Here is a 15,338-nt window from a genome sequence, read left to right as displayed (position 1 = left end):
TTCCCCGGATTCGCGTGCGGACCGGGCTAGCGTGCGGCCATGACGTACCGGACGCCGTCACCGTACGCACCTCCCCGCCGTCCCCGCCGCCCCTCCCTGCCCCGGCCTCCCCGCCGCGCCCGCCTCACCCGGCGCGGCCGCCTGGCACTGCTCCTCGTAGCCGTCCTCACCGTGGCCGTCGCCGTCACGGTCCCGCTGCTCCTCACCCGCGGCGGACCGGCCGTCGAACAGCCCCGCGCCTTCCTCGTCCCGGAGGGCTGGCGGGCCGGCCAGGTCTACACGGCCGTCGACCGGGCCCTCCACCTGCCCGAGGGGACCACCCGGAAGGCCGCGACCACCCCCGGCGTCCTCCCGCTGCCCGCCGCGGCCGGCGGCAACCCCGAGGGCTACCTCTTCCCGGCGACCTACCCGGTGCTCTCGGCCACCACCCCGGAGGCGCTGCTGCGCTTCATGGTGGACACCGCGGAAAAGCGCTACGGCACCGCTCGGATCACGGAGGGGGCACGGGCGCACGGACTCAGCGTGTACGAGACGGTCGTCGCGGCCAGCATCGTGCAGGCCGAGGCCGACAACCCGGAGGACATGGCGAAGGTGGCGCGGGTCGTCCACAACCGGCTCGCGCGGGGCATGGCGCTCCAGATGGACTCGACGCTCCACTATGCCCTCGGCCGCAGCACCGTCGACACGAGCTTCGAGGACACGAAGTCCGAGAGCCCGTACAACACCTACGCGCGCAAGGGCCTGCCGCCGACGCCGATCGGCAACCCGGGGGACGAGGCCCTGGACGCCGTGATCCGCCCGGCGGACGGCGACTGGCTCTACTTCGTCACGGTGGCCCCCGGGGACACCCGCTTCACCGCCGACTACGCGGTCCACCAGGCGAACGTGGCCGAGTTCAACGCCAACCGGGGCGCCGCCCAGCAGTGAACAGGCAGGTCAGGCGGTCGGGACGGCGACCCGGTCGCCGCGCAGGAGGCGACGGATGTCGGAGACGGCCGTGCGGCCGGCCCGGTTGGCGCCGATCGTCGAGGCCGAGGGGCCGTAGCCGACGAGGTGGACGCGCTCGTCCCGTACCGCGCGGGTGCCCTCCACCTGGATGCCGCCGCCCGGCTCCCGCAGCCGCAGCGGCGCGAGATGGTCGATCGCCGCCCGGAAACCGGTCGCCCACAGGATGACGTCCACGTCGACGCTCCGGCCGTCGTCCCAGGCCACCCCGGTGGGGGTGATCCGGTCGAACATCGGCAGCCGGTCCAGGATCCCGCGCGCCTGTGCCGCGCGGATCGCGTCGTTGAGGGGAAGCCCGGTGACCGACACGACGCTCTGCGGCGGCAGCCCGCGCCGTACCCGGTCCTCGACCAGGGCGACGGCCGCGCGCCCCTCCGCCTCGCCGAACTCTCCCTCGCGGAAGACGGGCTCCCGCCGGGTCACCCAGGTCGTCCCCGCGGCGACCTCGGCGATCTCCATCAGGTGCTGGGTGCCGGAGGCACCGCCGCCCACGACGAGCACCCGCTTCCCGGCGAACGCCTCCGGGCCCGGGTAACCGGCGGTGTGCAGCTGGCGGCCCCGGAAGGTCTCCTGCCCCGGATAGCGCGGCCAGAACGGACGGTCCCAGGTGCCGGTCGCGTTGATCAGGGCCCGGGTCGCGTACACGCCCTCCGAGGTCTCGACCCGGAGCCGGCCGCCCTCGCCCTCCCGGACGGCCGTGACGTCGACGGGCCGGTGGACCCGCAGGCCGAAGGTCCGCTCGTACGTGTCGAAGTACGCGCCGATCACCTCCGAGGAGGGGCGCGCGGGATCGGCACCGGTCAGCTCCATGCCGGGCAGCGCGTGCATCCCGTGGACCTTCCCGTACGTCAGGGACGGCCAGCGGAACTGCCAGGCGCCGCCCGGCTCGGGGGCGTGGTCCAGGACGACGAAGTCCCGGTCCGGCTCCAGGCCGGCGCGCCGCAGGTGGAAGGCGGCCGAGAGCCCCGCCTGCCCGGCGCCGATGACGACGACGTCCACCGCCCTGACCTCTTCGAACCCGAAATCGTTCACGTTTCCACCAACCGGGGCGGGGGCGCGGTTCTTCCCGCCCCCGCCCCGCGCGTCACCGTCTACCGCCCGCCGGGGACGAGCAGCGGTGCGCCGCCCGGGGCCGAGGCCGGGCGGCCGTTCGCCGCCGGGACGCCGAGCAGCGGGGAGGTGGGGGCCGACGGCAGGAGCCCGCGCGCCGCCAGCTCGGGCGTCACGCCCTCGCCGAACCAGTACGCCTCCTCCAGGTGCGGGTAGCCGGACAGGACGAAGTGCTCCACCCCCAGGGCGTGGTACTCCTCGATCCGGTCCGCCACATCGGCGTGGCTGCCGACCAGCGCCGTCCCGGCCCCGCCCCGTACCAGACCGACGCCCGCCCACAGGTTCGGCGAGATCTCCAGCCGGTCGCGGTCCAGCGAGCCGCCGCCGTGCAGCGCCAGCATCCGCTGCTGGCCGACCGACTCGCTCCGGCCGAGCAGTTCCTGCGCCGCGGCGATCGTCTCCGCGTCGAGATCGGAGAGCAGCCGGTCGGCCGTGGCCCAGGCCTCGCGCGCCGAGTCGCGCGAGATCGTGTGCAGCCGGATCCCGAACCGGACCGTCCGGCCGCGTTCCTCCGCGAGCCGCCGGATCCAGTCGATCTTCTCCTTCACCTGCCACGGCGGTTCGCCCCACGTCAGGTACACGTCCGCGTGCTCCGCCGCGACCGGACCGGCCGCCGCGGACGAGCCGCCGAAGAAGATCTCGGGCAGCGGGTCCGGCGGCAGCGCGGTGAGCCCGCCCTCGATCCGGAAGTGCTCGCCGTCGAAGTCGAACGGCCGCCCGCCCCACACGCCCCGCACCACCGACAGGAACTCGGCCGTGCGCGCGTACCGCCGGTCGTGGTCGAGGTGGTCGCCGAAGCGGCGCTGCTCGGCCGAGTCGCCGCCCGTCACGACGTTGAGCAGCAGCCGGCCCCGGGTGATCCGCTGGTACGTGGACGCCATCTGGGCCGCCAGCACCGGAGAGATCACCCCCGGCCGGAACGCCACCAGGAACTTGAGCCGTTCGGTGTGCTGGGCGAGCGCGACCGTCGTCAGCCAGGCGTCCTCGCACCACGTGCCGGTCGGGGTCAGCACGGCCTCGAAGCCGAGCTGCTCGGCCGCCTTGGCGATCTGGACGAGATAGTCGATGTCGGGTGCGCGCACCCCGGACACGGTCCGGTTCCGGGTGATCCCGCCGTCCGTGTAGGCGTGCCGGTCGACGAGGGTCCGGCCGTCGCCGCCGGTCGGCAGGAACCAGTGCAGATGGACGGTCATCAGGAGGCCTTTCCGTAGCTGCGCGCCGGGGTCGTGGACGGCGGCAGGTCCTTGTTGAAGCGGGTGTCGACGTAGTCGGCGAAGCGGAACGTGCGGGGGATGAGCTTCAGCGCGGCGAAGGTGTCGGCGATCTCCTGCTCGGAGGCGAGCGCCGCGGCGTCGAGGGCGACGGGGATGCGGGTGCCGTTGCTGCGCTTCACGGCGGCCAGGGCCACCTCGTACGGCAGTCCGGTCTCCTTCGCCCAGACCTTCGCCCACTCCTCGGGGTGGTCGGACACCCAGCCCTGGGCGCGGCGCAGCCGCTCGACGAAGTCGCCGATCGCCTTCGACTTCTCCGCGTCGGCCAGCGCCGCCGGGGCGGCGACCTGGAAGCCGAGGCCGTTGACGACCCCGCGCCCGTCGGTCAGCACCCGGCCCTTGCCACTCAGCAGGACCTGGGAGGTGTACGGGTCCCACACCGCCCACGCGTCGACCTTGCCGCCGGCGAACGCGGCCAGGGCGTCGGCCGGCTGCAGCAGGCTGACCCGGACGTCGGCCAGGGAGAGGCCCGCCTTCCGGAGGGAGGCGATCAGCTGGAAGTGGGCGGAACTGCCCTGGGCGACGGCGACCTTCTTCCCCTTCAGGTCCCGCGCGGTGCGCAGCGGCGAGTCCTTCGGGACGAGGATCGCCTCGCCCGCGGAGTCGCCGTGCGTCGCGGCGACCACGGTGATCTTCGAGTCGGCTCCGGCGGCGAAGACCGGCGGGGTGTTGCCGACGGAGCCGAAGTCGACGGCTCCGGCGTTCACCGCTTCGAGGAGCGGTGGGCCGGAGGTGAACGTCGACCACTTCACCCGGTACGGGAGGTCGTCGAGCTCACCGGCGGCGCGCAGCAGGGCCTCGGCGCCGCCCTTCTGGTCGCCGACGTTCAGGACGAGGGAGCCCTTGCCGTCGGAGTCGGAGGTGTCGCCGGCCGCGGAGGCACCGGAGCAGGCGGAGGCGAGCAGGGCGAGCGGCACGAGCAGCGCCGCGGCGGAGCGTCGGAAGGACGTCATGGTTGTCTCCTCGGGGGACGGTGGGGATACATCGGTCAGGCCCTCGCGCTTCCGGCGAACTCGCCCTCGTTCACGCCGAGTTCGGCGAGCAGGCGGGTGCGGAGCGCGACGAGCGCGGGATCGCCGGGGGAGCGGGGCCGGTCCAGGTCGACGGCGGTGTCGTACGCGATCACGCCGTCCCGCATCACCAGCGCGCGGTCCGCGAGCAGCAGTGCCTCGTCGACGTCGTGCGTGACGAGCAGGACCGTGCAGCCGCGCCGCTGCCACAGCTCGGCCACGAGCCGCTGGGCCTTGATCCGGGTCAGCGCGTCGAGCGCGCCGAACGGCTCGTCGAGCAGGAGCAGGTCCGGGTCCCGTACCAACGCCCGGGCGAGGGAGGCGCGTTGGGCCTCGCCGCCCGACAGGGTCTTGGGCCACGCCGCCGAACGGTGGCCGAGCCCCACCTCCGCGAGCGCCTGCTCCGCCACCGCCCGGCCCGGCTTCCCCGGCAGTCCGAGCAGCACGTTCCGCCAGACCTTCTTCCAGGGCATGAGCCGCGGCGCCTGGAAGGCGACCGCGCGGCGGCGCGGCACGAGGACCGTGCCGGAGATCTCCCGGTCGAGCCCCGCGAGGATCCGCAGCAGCGTCGACTTGCCGCAGCCGCTGTGCCCGAGCAGCGCGGTGAACTGCCCGGCGCGCAGGGTCAGATCGAGCCCGTCGACGACGGGACGCCCGTCGAAGGAGCGGGTGAGACCCTGGACGGTCACTGCCCCGTGAAGGTCGGTCGCCATTGCAGCAGCAGCCTTTCGAGAGTACGGACGAGGGCGTCGGCGAGCAGGCCGAGGAAGGCGTAGACGACCAGGCAGACGACGATCACGTCCGTGCGGAAGAACTCCCGCGCCTGGTTCATGAGGAAGCCGATCCCGGCGTCGGCGTTGATCGACTCGCCGAAGACCAGCGCGAGCCAGGCCGTGGCCAGGGAGTAGCGAAGGCCGGTCATCGCCCCGGGCAGCGCGCCCGGCAGGACGACGTGCCGGACCAGACCCCACCGGCCGAGCCCCAGGGACTCGCCCGCTTCCACCAGTTGGGCATCGACGGCCCGGATCCCGGCGTACACGTTCAGATAGAGGTGGAAGGCGACACCGAGGGCGATCAGCGCCACCTTGGGCGCCTCCCCGATCCCCAGCCAGATGATGAACAGCGGGATGAGCCCGACCCACGGCACCGTCCGCAGCATCTGCACGGGCGCGTCGACGAGATCCTCCCCGAGCCGCGAGAGCCCGGACACCAGGGCCAGCGCGATCCCGGCCACCCCGCCGAGCAGCAGACCCACGGCGACCCGCCGCAGCGAGACCCCCATCGCGGTCGGCAGCGTCCCGTCCCCGGCCAGCTCACCGGCGGCCCGGGCGACGGTCCCCGGCGAGGCCAGCACGTCCGCCGGCAGCACCCCCGTCGCACTGCACGCCTGCCAGAGGAGGAGCAGCAGCACCGGGCCCACGGTCCGGCGCAGCCAGCGCGGAACGGACGGGCCTCGTCCCGGGCGCCGGGCGGGGGTCAGGGCCTCGACATCCGGCAAAGGCGATATGTCGGGCAGAGATCGGGGCGGGGCATGGTCGACCGTCATGACGGACTCCGGGGGAGAGGGAGATGTGGGTACGCCTCAGCGCCCGTGGGCGCGGAACGGACACGCGCGCACGGCGATCAGGGCGTCAGGAGGTGTGGTGAAGGTGAGAGGGCGTCAGCAACCGCGGCGACACGCGGCGGAGGCCACCCGCAGCAGGTCGATGTGACCGCGCGTGGTGAGCAGGGCTGTACGCAACATGGCGCGAACGTAGCGGTCGTCGCGCGGCGGGTCAACGGTGTCTCGGCCCCTGGACGCGCGATCCGCACGGCCCTCGCCTGCTGAACCGACGTACGACCGTGCCCCACACGTGATGACCACCCCCTAGTCTCCAGCTGACCAGGGCTGTTCGGACAGCACCTTCACGACGGGGGACAGGGCATGACATACCGGCGCGCGGTGATACCCGCACTCATCGGCGGGCTGCTGCTCGCCGCACTCCTGTGGTGGGCGGGGGCGAGCGCCGAGGCGCTGCACCTGCCCGGCAGCGGAGGGACCCTCGGCCCCGAGGCGGTCGCCGAACTCCAGCGCTGGCTGACCCCCTGGTCGTACGACCCCCCGGCCTTCCTCGACTCCGGTGCGCAGGTGTCCGGCTACGTCGGCGACACCACGGGCGGCGACAACCGCGACCACTACGGCGGCCTCTACACGACCGCGCTCCAGATCCGGTACGGCGCCGTCCTCGTCATCTTCGTGCTCGGGGCACTGCTCCTGCTCCGCAGGCTGCCGCCGGTACGCGGACGCACCACCGCCGCGTTCCTCGCCCTGTGGGCCTGGGGAGCGGTGGCCGGGACCCTGGCGGTCACCCTCTCCGCGCCCTGGCTCATCGCCTCGACGGGGCACGGCAGTTACCGCTTCCTTCCCCAGCTGGCCAACGTGATCGCCGGAGGACGGCAGCTCCCCGTCGCCGTCGGACTCGTCGCGGCCGGAGCGACCGTCCTCGTCGCGCGGATCACCGGCGAAGGCGCGGGGCCGCTGCCCCGCACGGACGTCCCGGCCCGCGCCGCGCGCCTGGCCGCCACCGCGGGGACCGCCGTGATCGCGCTGTCCGTGGTGGTCCTCTCGTACCAGTCGGTCGCCGCGGCCCTCCAGACCTACTCCCCGGACGGCGGATTCCTCGCCGAACCCGGCGACCTGCTGCGCCAGTGGCTGCTGCTCGGAGCCTGGGCCGGCCCGGCGGGCGGCCCGATCGGCGACTGGCTCCTCTACCGCGCCTCCGACGTCCTCCTCCTCGCCGTCGTCTGGTGGGCCCTGCGCCGCCTCCCCGGACTCCTCACCCGGGCCACGCTCCCGGCCATGGCGGCCGGCGCGGTCTGCGCCACCGTCCTCGGTCTCCTCGCGAGCCAGCTCCTGCGGATCGTGGTCGTCCAGACGGGCCCCCAAGCAGGCCTCCTGTACTCCTCCGCCGGCCTCGGCAACGGCATCCCGGCCGCCCTGACCTGCGGCCTGGCCGCCGGCGTCCTCGCCACCGCGGTGCTCCGAGCCTCCCTGCGGGGCGCGCCGGACCCCGCGCCCTAAGCTGCCGTACGGCACAGGTCCCGACCCAGGAGCGCACCTCATGAACGACCGAGACCGGCAGCACCCGTACCCCGACGCGTTCCGGGCGGACGAGGCGCCCGCGCCGCACGCGCTGCTCGCGCCGGTGGCCGCGCTGCTCGGGACCTGGACCGGGCGGGGGCGGGGCGGCTATCCGACGCTCGCCGAGGAGTTCGCGTACGAGCAGGAGGTCACCTTCAGCCACGACGGCCGGCCCTTCCTGCACTACGAGGCGCGGGCCTGGCTGATCGACGAGGACGGCACCCCGCTGCGGCCTTCGGCCCGGGAGAGCGGCTGGTGGCGGCTGCAGCCCGAGGGCCGGGTGGAGGCGCTGATCACCCAGCCCACCGGCATCGCGGAGATCGCCGTCGGCAGCGCGGACGGCGCCACCGTCGACCTCACCACCCACGAGGTCGCCCTCGCGCCCACCGCCAAGCAGGTCGACGCCACCCGCCGCCGCTACACCCTCGCCGACGAGGACACCCTCGACTTCGTCCACGACCTCGCCGCGGTCGGCCGGCCGCTCCAGCACCACCTCGCGGTACGGCTCCACCGGGAGAAGCGGCGCTGACGCGGGGTCCCGGCGGCCGGGCCTGCACAATACGGGGGTGAGCGATGACGACCCGTACATGTGGCTGGAAGACATCTCCGGCGAGGACGCCCTCGCGTGGGTGGCCGAGCGGAACGCCGAGACGGCGGACGTGCTGGCCGCCGACGCCGGGTTCGCCCCGCTGAAGGAGCGCGTGCGGGAGGTGCTCGACGCCTCGGACCGCATCCCGTACACCGTGCGGCGCGGCGCCTTCCTCTACAACTTCTGGCGCGACGCCGAGCACGTGCGCGGGGTGTGGCGGCGCACGACCCTGGAGCAGTACCGCAAGGACGCGCCCGAGTGGGAGGTGCTCCTCGACGTCGACGCCCTGGCCGCCGCCGAGGGCGAGAAGTGGGTGTGGGACGGCGCGCGGGTGCGGCGTCCCGCGTACGACCGGGCCCTGATCCGGCTCTCCCGGGACGGCGGGGACGCCGTCGTGGTCCGCGAATTCGACCTCGTCGCGCGGGAGTTCGTCGCGGACGGCTTCGAGGTGCCGGAGGCGAAGACACGGATCGGCTGGATCGACGCCGACACCGTCTTCCTCGGCACCGACACCGGACCGGGCTCGCTGACCGACTCCGGCTACCCGCGCACCGTCCGCAGATGGCGCCGCGGCACGCCGGTCGAGGAGTCCGAGCTCGTCTACGAGGCCGAGGACACGGACGTGTCGGCCTGGGGGTACCGCGACAGCACGCCCGGCTTCGAGCGGGACTTCGTCGGCCGCTCGCTCGACTTCTTCCGCAGCGAGACGTACCTCCTGGAGCCCGGCGGCACGCCCGTACGCATCGACGTCCCCGACGACGCCGTCGTCGACGTCCACCGCCGGCACCTGCTCGTCACCCTGAAGTCCGACTGGCTCGGGCAGCCGACCGGCTCCCTCCTCGCGTTCGGCTTCGACGCCTTCCTCGCGGGCGACCGCACCCCCGAGGTGCTGTTCACCCCGGACGAGCGGACGGCCCTCGCCGGGCACGCCTGGACCCGCCGCCACCTGATCCTGGAGACGATGCGGGACGTCAGCACCCACATCGAGGTCCTCACCCCGGGCCGCGACGGCGCCGGCTGGACGCGTACCCCGCTCGTCGGCGTCCCGGCGCTGTCCGCCGCGAGCGTCGTGGGCACGGACCCGGACGTCTCCGACGAGTACTTCCTCGACGTGTCGGGCTTCCTCCAGCCCTCCAGCCTCCACCGCGGGCACATCGGCGCCGACACGGAGGTCCTCAAGCAGGCCCCGGACCGCTTCGACACCGCCGGCCTCACCGTGGAGCAGTACTTCGCGACCTCCCCCGACGGCACCCGCGTGCCGTACTTCGTCATCGGCCCCGACCACACCGCCACCGGCCCCGGGCCCACCCTGCTCTACGGCTACGGCGGCTTCGAGGTCTCCCTCACCCCCTACTACGGCGCCGTCACCGGCCGGGCATGGCTGGAGGGCGGCGGGACCTACGTCATCGCGAACATCCGGGGCGGCGGCGAGTACGGACCGGACTGGCACCAGGCCGCGCTACGTGCGGACCGGCCGCGGGCCTTCGAGGACTTCGCGGCCGTCGCCGAGGACCTCGTCGCCCGGGGCATCACCACCCCCGACCGGCTCGGCGCGTCGGGCGGCAGCAACGGCGGCCTCCTCATGGGCGCGATGCTCACCCGCTACCCCGAGCTGTTCGGCGCGATCGTCGCGCAGGTCCCGCTGCTCGACATGACCCGCTTCCACAAGCTCCTCGCGGGCGCGTCCTGGATCGCCGAGTACGGCGACCCGGACGACGAGACCGACCTCGCCCACCTGCGCGAACTCTCCCCGTACCACCGCCTCACGGCCGACCGGAGCTACCCGCCGGTGCTCCTGATGACCTCCACCCGCGACGACCGCGTCCACCCCGGACACGCGCGGAAGACGGCCGCCCGGCTGCGGGAACTCGGTCACCCCGTCCTGTTCCACGAGAACACCGGCGGCGGCCACGCGGGCGCCGGGGACAACGAACAGGCCTCCCACAACAGCGCCCTCGTGCACACCTTCCTCCGGAGGCACCTGACCTGACCCCGGGTGTCAGAGCCATCCGGCGCGCTGCGCCTGCAGCGCCATCTGGAAACGGCTCGTGGCACCGAGACGCGCCATGAGGACCTGGATCCGGCGGAAGAGCGTACGGCGGCTGACCCCGATCTCCCGGGCGATGACGTCGTCGCCCGCGCCGCCGGCGAGCAGCCGCAGCAGCCGGCGGTCGGCCGGCAGCAGTCCGGCCGGCCGGACGGAACGGCCGTGCAGTGGCAGCGCGCTCTGCCAGGCCTGCTCGAACAGCGCCACGAGCGCCGACAGCAGGCCGCACGGCTGCACCACGAGCATGCTGTTGTGCACGTCGGCCTCCTTGATGGAGAGCGAGACCATGGCGTACGACTCGTCGATGATCACCAGCTTCACCGGAACCGACGGCAGCACCCGCGCCTGCTCACCCGCCTCCACGCACGGCTCGATCGACCCCTCCAGCTGCCCCGGGTACTCGAGCGACGCCTGCGAGTAGACGACCCGCTGGGTCACCCCGCGCGCCAGCGTCGCCAGCGCGTCGTCGGTGGCGCTCGGCAGCGGGAAGTACGGGGGAGAGTCCAGCTGCCGGATCTCCTCGCGCGCGCTGGCCCAGGCGTGCCGCATACGGGGACCGACCGCGTCCCCCGTCACCACCTCCACGAGATCGTCGTGGTACGCGGCCAGCCGCTGCCGCCGGAACGACTCGAAGGCGCCCCCGACGGTGATCCGCGACTCGTCGAGCTCGGCCGCCCGGTGCCGACCCAGGATCTCCAGACCCGCGGCGGGAGGAACCGGGGCCACCAGGTCCGGGCCCTGCGCCGCCGGACTCGCGAGCCCGGCGTCGACCAGTTCGCCGTACGCCGCGGACAGCGCCGCACCGTCGAGACCGGCCGCGGAACCGATGGCGCTCAGCGGCGCGGGACCGAGGTCCAGGAGCCGGAGGTAGACCCGCCGGGCCTCGTCGCCGATCCCCAGAAGCCGGAGCGCCTCACTGAGCTTCGCGTTCGCCATGGACCGCATTATCGACCCGCCCAGGCCGCCCCCGCCGCCCGGGGTGTGGCCGATCCGTGCCACTGGCCGATCCCGGCACCCGGCGGGCGCGCGCCGCAGTACCGTCCGGGTGCCGTCGACGAGCGGCGGCCGAGAACGTACCCGGAAGAAGGTGCAGGACGTGGCGAAGAGCCGTAAGAACGGCCTCTACAACGGCGTCTCCGAGGAGCTTTCCGCTCTGATGAGGACCGGCTGGGCGGACACCGAGCGGCACGACCTCGAACCGGCCGAGCAGGCCCCGTACGCGGCCGCCCGCCGCGCCGCGCTCTCCGCCCTCTTCCCCGGCGAGCGCCTGGTCGTCCCCTCGGGCAAGCTCAAGTACCGCTCCAACGACGACAACTACCCGTTCCGCCCGTACTCCGGCTACGTGCACATGACCGGCGACCAGACCCGCGACGGCGCGCTCGTCCTCGAACCCCGCGCCGACGGCGGCCACGACGCCTACTGCTACCAGCTGCCCCGCGACAGCCGCGACAACGACGAGTTCTGGATCGGCTACACCGCCGAGCTGTGGATGGGCCGCCGCCGCTCCCTCGCCGAGTCCGCGACCGTCCTCGGCCTGCCCTGCCGGGACGTCCGCACCATCACCGAGGACCTGACCGCCGGCTCCGGCGTGCCGACCCGGATCGTCCGTGGCATCGACCCGGCCCTCGAAGCCGCCGTCACCACCGACGAGGAGCGCGACATCGAGCTGGAGGGCGCGCTCAGCGACCTCCGCCTCGTCAAGGACGCGTGGGAGCTCGGCGAGATGCGCAAGGCGGTGGACTCCACCGTGCGCGGCTTCACCGACTGCGTCGCCGAGCTCTCCCGGGCGATCGCCTCGTCCGAGCGGTGGATCGAGGGCACCTTCTTCCGCCGCGCCCGCCTGGAGGGCAACCACGTCGGCTACGGCTCGATCTGCGCCGCCGGCGACCACGCCACGATCATGCACTGGACGGACAACGACGGCCCGGTGCGCCCCGGCGAGCTGCTCCTCCTCGACGCCGGCGTGGAGACGCACTCCCTCTACACCGCCGACGTCACCCGCACCCTCCCGATCAGCGGCACCTTCACCCCGGTCCAGCGCCAGGTGTACGACGCCGTGTACGAGGCCCAGGAGGCGGGCATGGCCGCGGTGAAGCCGGGCGCGCCGTACCGCGACTTCCACGAGGCGTCCCAGCGCCACCTGACGGCCCGTCTCGTCGAGTGGGGCTTCATCGAGGGTCCCGTCGACCGCGCGTACGCCCTCGGCCTCCAGCGCCGCTTCACCATGGCCGGCACCGGCCACATGCTCGGCCTGGACGTCCACGACTGCGCGCAGGCCCGCACGGAGGAGTACGTCGACGGCGTCCTCGAACCGGGCATGGTGCTCACGGTCGAGCCCGGCCTGTACTTCCAGCCGGACGACCTGACCGTGCCCGAGGAGTGGCGCGGCATCGGCGTCCGGATCGAGGACGACCTGGTCGTCACCGAGGAGGGCCACGAGAACCTGTCGGACGGTCTGCCGCGCTCCTCGGCCGAGGTCGAGGCCTGGATGGCCCGGTTCGCGGGCTGACACCCGCCGTCGTCCACGAGGGGCCGTCCGCGCGGACGGCCCCTCGTGTTGTCCCGGCGTTCGGCCGGAGGCGTCCCGGAGTTGGGCGCGGCGCCTTCCCGGCCGGAGACCCTTGGGGCAAGAGGTGTGCGTGGCGGCAGGGGGACCCGTGAGGCGCGTGACCGTGGGGACCTCGGGGAAGGTCGTCCTGCCGCTCGTGGGGCTCGCCCTCGCGGGTCTGGCCCTCGTCGGTCCGGGCGCCCTCGGGGAGCGCCCGGACCCACCGGCCGGGCGGCCGGGGCCGCGGTACGTGTGCGAGGTGTCGGTCCCGTACACCGCCGGGGCCGGCGGCTACGCGAGCTACCGCATCCCCGCGGCCGTGCGGACCGGCGCCGGGACGGTGCTCGCCTTCGCCGAGGGCCGTACGGGAGGGGCCGGGGACAGCGGCGACATCGACGTCGTCGTGCGCCGGTCGGAGGACGGCGGCTGCACCTGGGGGCCGTTGCTGGTCGTCGCCGACGGGCGCGGGGACACGCGCGGGAACCCGGCACCGGTCGTCGATCCGCGCTCGGGCGACGTGGTGCTGCTCAGCTCGTACAACGGCGCGGAGGCGACGGAACGGCGGATCCTGCGCGGTGAGGTCCCCGCGGCCCGCGGCCGCCGGGTCTTCGTCCAGCGCAGCTCCGACGACGGTCGGACGTTCTCCGCGCCGCGCGAGATCACCGCGCGCGTGAAGGAGCCCGGCTGGCGCTGGTACGCCACCGGGCCGGGCCACGCCCTCGCCCTGACACACGGCCCGCACGCCGGACGGCTCGTCGTGCCCGCCAACCACTCGGCGGCGCCGCCCGAGGGGTCGGGGGACACCGGTGAGGAGCCCCGCTACTACGGGGCGCACGCGCTCTACAGCGACGACGGCGGCCGGTCCTGGCGTCTCGGCCTCGTCGACGACAGCTACGACGGGCTCGTCAACGCCAACGAGTCGACCGTTGCCCAACTCCCCGACGGGAGCCTGTACTTCAGCTCCAGGGACCAGCTGGGGAGCAGCCCGGGCAACCGCGCGGACGCCTTGTCGTACGACGGCGGCGCGAGCCTCGGCCGTCCCTTCGCGCCCCAGCACGCCCTGGACCGCGTGCCCGTGGTGCAGGGCAGCCTGCTCCACGTGGGCGGCCGTGACGGGATCCTGCTGTTCTCGGCCCCCTCGGTGCCGGACGCCCGCGCGGAGCCGGCCGTCTGGACCAGCGCGGACGGCGGACGGACCTTCACGAAGGCGCTCACGGTGGACCGGCGGAAGGCCGCCTACTCGGACCTGGTGCCGCTGGACGCGGCGACGGTCGGCCTCCTCCACGAGACCGGGACGAGGAGTCCGTACGAGACCGTGGAGTTCCGCCGCATCCCGCTGGCGTCGCTCACCGGCGCCGCACGCCAGCCCCTTCCGAAGGGCCGTCACTCCGTACACAGAGGCGATTCCCGTGCGTCCGAACGAGAGAAGAAGGGCCGGATGTTCACCGATTCAGGTGACAGCGGCCGAGGCGAAACGTCCCTCCCCGCAGCGGGGCGGCCACGCTCGACGTGACACATGGAGCCACCCTGTGGAGCGTCCGATGCAGTTGATTCCCCGTCATGACCCGTACCTCGTCGTCCGCTCGACCGGCGGTGTCACCGTCGCGGCCCTCCGGGGCGAGCTCGACCTCGTCCTGGTGCGGCACCTGCGGCCCGAGCTCGACGCCCTCGTCCGGGAGTCCGACGCCCTGACCGTCGACATCCGGCGCCTCACCTTCTGCGACGCCACCGGGCTCGGACTCCTGGCCCACTGCGCCGGGCGCGTGAGCCGGCGCGGTGCGCGCTGGCGGCTCGTCTGCGACCAGCCGTGGATCCTGCGGCTCATCCGTCTGACCGCGCTGAGCGACCTCCTCCGCCCCGAGGCCGGACCGCCGGACCAGTCGGAGGCACTGGGTTCCGTCGACCGGCCGCCGTACGGCGGTCAGGCGGCTCCGCCCGGCCCGGTGGTTCCGCTGCCGTCCGAGCCCGGAGTGACGAGACCCGTCTCGTAGGCGGCGATCACCGCCTGGGCCCGGTCGCGCAGCCGGAGCTTCGACAGGATGCGGGCGACGTGTGTCTTCACCGTCGCCTCGCTCAGCCGGAACCGCACGGCCAGTTCGGCGTTGGTGTGGCCGCGCGCCAGAGCTTCGAGGACCTCCAGCTCGCGCGGGGTGAGCGTGGCCAGTTCGCGGTGCGGCGCCGCAGGCCGCGTCCCCGGCCCCGCACCGGACGCGGCGAAGCGCTCCACCAGGCGGCGCGTGATCGCCGGGGCGAGCAGGGCGTCCCCGGAGCGGACGAGCCGGACCGCCGCCGTCAGGTGCTCGGGGGTGACGTCCTTGAGCAGGAAGCCGCTGGCACCCGCCGCGAGCGCCGCGTACACGTACTGGTCGAGGTCGTAGGTGGTGAGGACGACGATCCTCGGCGGCGCCGCCTCGCCCGCGAGGATGCGGCGCGTGGCCTCCAGGCCGTCCGTGCCCGGCATCCGGATGTCCATCAGGACCACGTCCGGCCGGGTCCTGCGGACCGCCGCCACCGCCGCGTCGCCGTCGGCGGCCTCCGCGACCACGTCGATGCCGTCGGCGGCGAGGATCATCCGGAAACCGGTCCGCACCAGCGCCTGGTCGTCGACGATCACCACGCGCGGAGCGTCGGCCACGG

15 protein-coding genes are annotated in these 15,338 nt (G+C 74.0%); 7 read left to right on the top strand and 8 right to left on the bottom strand.

The features are described from left to right. Positions 1-39: 39 nt before the first annotated feature. Positions 40-927, top strand: a complete 888-nt coding sequence (mltG, locus tag ACN9M0_RS03865; protein WP_426403112.1) for an endolytic transglycosylase MltG — start codon at positions 40-42, stop codon at positions 925-927. A 9-nt stretch (positions 928-936) separates the two neighbouring features. On the opposite strand, the gene ACN9M0_RS03860 is transcribed toward mltG, so the two are convergent. The 6 genes from ACN9M0_RS03860 to ACN9M0_RS03835 all read right to left on the bottom strand — a co-directional run bounded on the left by ACN9M0_RS03860 (position 937) and on the right by ACN9M0_RS03835 (position 6,140). After that, positions 937-2,037, bottom strand: a complete 1,101-nt coding sequence (locus ACN9M0_RS03860) for an NAD(P)-binding domain-containing protein (RefSeq protein WP_399699719.1) — start codon at positions 2,035-2,037, stop codon at positions 937-939. A gap of 59 nt (positions 2,038-2,096) precedes the next feature. Then, entirely contained in the window at positions 2,097-3,308 is a 1,212-nt protein-coding gene (locus ACN9M0_RS03855) for an LLM class flavin-dependent oxidoreductase (protein WP_426403111.1), read from the bottom strand. Continuing rightward, positions 3,308-4,339 (bottom strand): ABC transporter substrate-binding protein, encoded by a 1,032-nt coding sequence (locus tag ACN9M0_RS03850; RefSeq protein WP_366035452.1) that lies wholly within the window; start codon positions 4,337-4,339, stop codon positions 3,308-3,310. Before ACN9M0_RS03850 ends, ACN9M0_RS03855 begins: the two co-directional genes overlap by 1 nt. 35 nt (positions 4,340-4,374) lie before the next feature. Then, the gene (locus ACN9M0_RS03845; RefSeq protein ID WP_366035451.1) at positions 4,375-5,109 is read right to left on the bottom strand and encodes an ABC transporter ATP-binding protein; all 735 of its coding nucleotides are present in this window, start codon (positions 5,107-5,109) and stop codon (positions 4,375-4,377) included. Beyond that, positions 5,082-5,942: an ABC transporter permease gene (locus tag ACN9M0_RS03840; protein WP_366035450.1), complete on the bottom strand. Its 861-nt coding sequence runs from the start codon at positions 5,940-5,942 to the stop codon at positions 5,082-5,084. The genes ACN9M0_RS03845 and ACN9M0_RS03840 overlap by 28 nt, the downstream gene beginning before the upstream one ends. A 114-nt stretch (positions 5,943-6,056) precedes the next feature. Continuing rightward, positions 6,057-6,140 (bottom strand): putative leader peptide, encoded by an 84-nt coding sequence (locus ACN9M0_RS03835; RefSeq protein ID WP_351816447.1) that lies wholly within the window; start codon positions 6,138-6,140, stop codon positions 6,057-6,059. A 180-nt stretch (positions 6,141-6,320) separates the two neighbouring features. Between ACN9M0_RS03835 and ACN9M0_RS03830 the strand changes: the two genes are divergently transcribed. From ACN9M0_RS03830 to ACN9M0_RS03820, 3 genes are read left to right on the top strand one after another with little or no spacing between them, the layout of a single operon-like run. Next, complete coding sequence (locus ACN9M0_RS03830) at positions 6,321-7,457, top strand: hypothetical protein (RefSeq protein WP_366035449.1); 1,137 nt, start codon at positions 6,321-6,323, stop codon at positions 7,455-7,457. A 40-nt stretch (positions 7,458-7,497) separates the two neighbouring features. Continuing rightward, entirely contained in the window at positions 7,498-8,046 is a 549-nt protein-coding gene (locus ACN9M0_RS03825) for an FABP family protein (protein ID WP_399699707.1), read from the top strand. Positions 8,047-8,104: 58 nt separating this feature from the next. After that, positions 8,105-10,096: a prolyl oligopeptidase family serine peptidase gene (locus ACN9M0_RS03820; protein WP_426405279.1), complete on the top strand. Its 1,992-nt coding sequence runs from the start codon at positions 8,105-8,107 to the stop codon at positions 10,094-10,096. Positions 10,097-10,105: 9 nt separating this feature from the next. On the opposite strand, the gene ACN9M0_RS03815 is transcribed toward ACN9M0_RS03820, so the two are convergent. Next, the gene (locus ACN9M0_RS03815) at positions 10,106-11,089 is read right to left on the bottom strand and encodes a LuxR family transcriptional regulator (RefSeq protein WP_366035446.1); all 984 of its coding nucleotides are present in this window, start codon (positions 11,087-11,089) and stop codon (positions 10,106-10,108) included. A gap of 160 nt (positions 11,090-11,249) precedes the next feature. Between ACN9M0_RS03815 and ACN9M0_RS03810 the strand changes: the two genes are divergently transcribed. From ACN9M0_RS03810 to ACN9M0_RS03800, 3 genes are all read left to right on the top strand, one after another. Then, positions 11,250-12,662: an aminopeptidase P family protein gene (locus ACN9M0_RS03810; RefSeq protein ID WP_426403110.1), complete on the top strand. Its 1,413-nt coding sequence runs from the start codon at positions 11,250-11,252 to the stop codon at positions 12,660-12,662. A gap of 148 nt (positions 12,663-12,810) precedes the next feature. Then, positions 12,811-14,214 carry a sialidase family protein gene (locus tag ACN9M0_RS03805; protein ID WP_426403109.1) on the top strand — a complete coding sequence of 468 codons (1,404 nt, stop codon included), beginning with the start codon at positions 12,811-12,813 and terminating at the stop codon, positions 14,212-14,214. Between the two features lie 28 nt (positions 14,215-14,242). Next, a complete protein-coding gene (locus ACN9M0_RS03800) occupies positions 14,243-14,692 on the top strand; it encodes an STAS domain-containing protein (RefSeq protein WP_426403108.1) in 450 nt (149 codons plus the stop codon). Here the strand turns inward: ACN9M0_RS03800 and ACN9M0_RS03795 are convergent. Continuing rightward, positions 14,623-15,336 carry a response regulator transcription factor gene (locus tag ACN9M0_RS03795; protein WP_366035653.1) on the bottom strand — a complete coding sequence of 238 codons (714 nt, stop codon included), beginning with the start codon at positions 15,334-15,336 and terminating at the stop codon, positions 14,623-14,625. The two genes, ACN9M0_RS03800 and ACN9M0_RS03795, sit on opposite strands and share 70 nt — an antisense overlap. Between the last annotated feature and the right edge of the window lie 2 nt (positions 15,337-15,338).

The organism is Streptomyces sp. R-07 (assembly GCF_049913175.1).
GTDB lineage: Bacteria > Actinomycetota > Actinomycetes > Streptomycetales > Streptomycetaceae > Streptomyces.
Note: the sequence above shows the minus strand (reverse complement) of the source record. Positions and strands in the feature narration are given on the sequence as shown.

Excerpts from the sequence above, each read along its gene's own strand:
- mltG (WP_426403112.1), top strand. The coding sequence starts at position 40 with ATGACGTACCGGACGCCGTCACCGTACGCACCTCCCCGCCGTCCCCGC.
- ACN9M0_RS03855 (WP_426403111.1), bottom strand. The coding sequence starts at position 3,308 with ATGACCGTCCATCTGCACTGGTTCCTGCCGACCGGCGGCGACGGCCGG.
- ACN9M0_RS03850 (WP_366035452.1), bottom strand. The coding sequence starts at position 4,339 with ATGACGTCCTTCCGACGCTCCGCCGCGGCGCTGCTCGTGCCGCTCGCC.
- ACN9M0_RS03845 (WP_366035451.1), bottom strand. The coding sequence starts at position 5,109 with ATGGCGACCGACCTTCACGGGGCAGTGACCGTCCAGGGTCTCACCCGC.
- ACN9M0_RS03840 (WP_366035450.1), bottom strand. The coding sequence starts at position 5,942 with ATGACGGTCGACCATGCCCCGCCCCGATCTCTGCCCGACATATCGCCT.
- ACN9M0_RS03835 (WP_351816447.1), bottom strand. The coding sequence starts at position 6,140 with ATGTTGCGTACAGCCCTGCTCACCACGCGCGGTCACATCGACCTGCTG.
- ACN9M0_RS03830 (WP_366035449.1), top strand. The coding sequence starts at position 6,321 with ATGACATACCGGCGCGCGGTGATACCCGCACTCATCGGCGGGCTGCTG.
- ACN9M0_RS03825 (WP_399699707.1), top strand. The coding sequence starts at position 7,498 with ATGAACGACCGAGACCGGCAGCACCCGTACCCCGACGCGTTCCGGGCG.
- ACN9M0_RS03820 (WP_426405279.1), top strand. The coding sequence starts at position 8,105 with ATGTGGCTGGAAGACATCTCCGGCGAGGACGCCCTCGCGTGGGTGGCC.
- ACN9M0_RS03815 (WP_366035446.1), bottom strand. The coding sequence starts at position 11,089 with ATGGCGAACGCGAAGCTCAGTGAGGCGCTCCGGCTTCTGGGGATCGGC.
- ACN9M0_RS03800 (WP_426403108.1), top strand. The coding sequence starts at position 14,243 with ATGCAGTTGATTCCCCGTCATGACCCGTACCTCGTCGTCCGCTCGACC.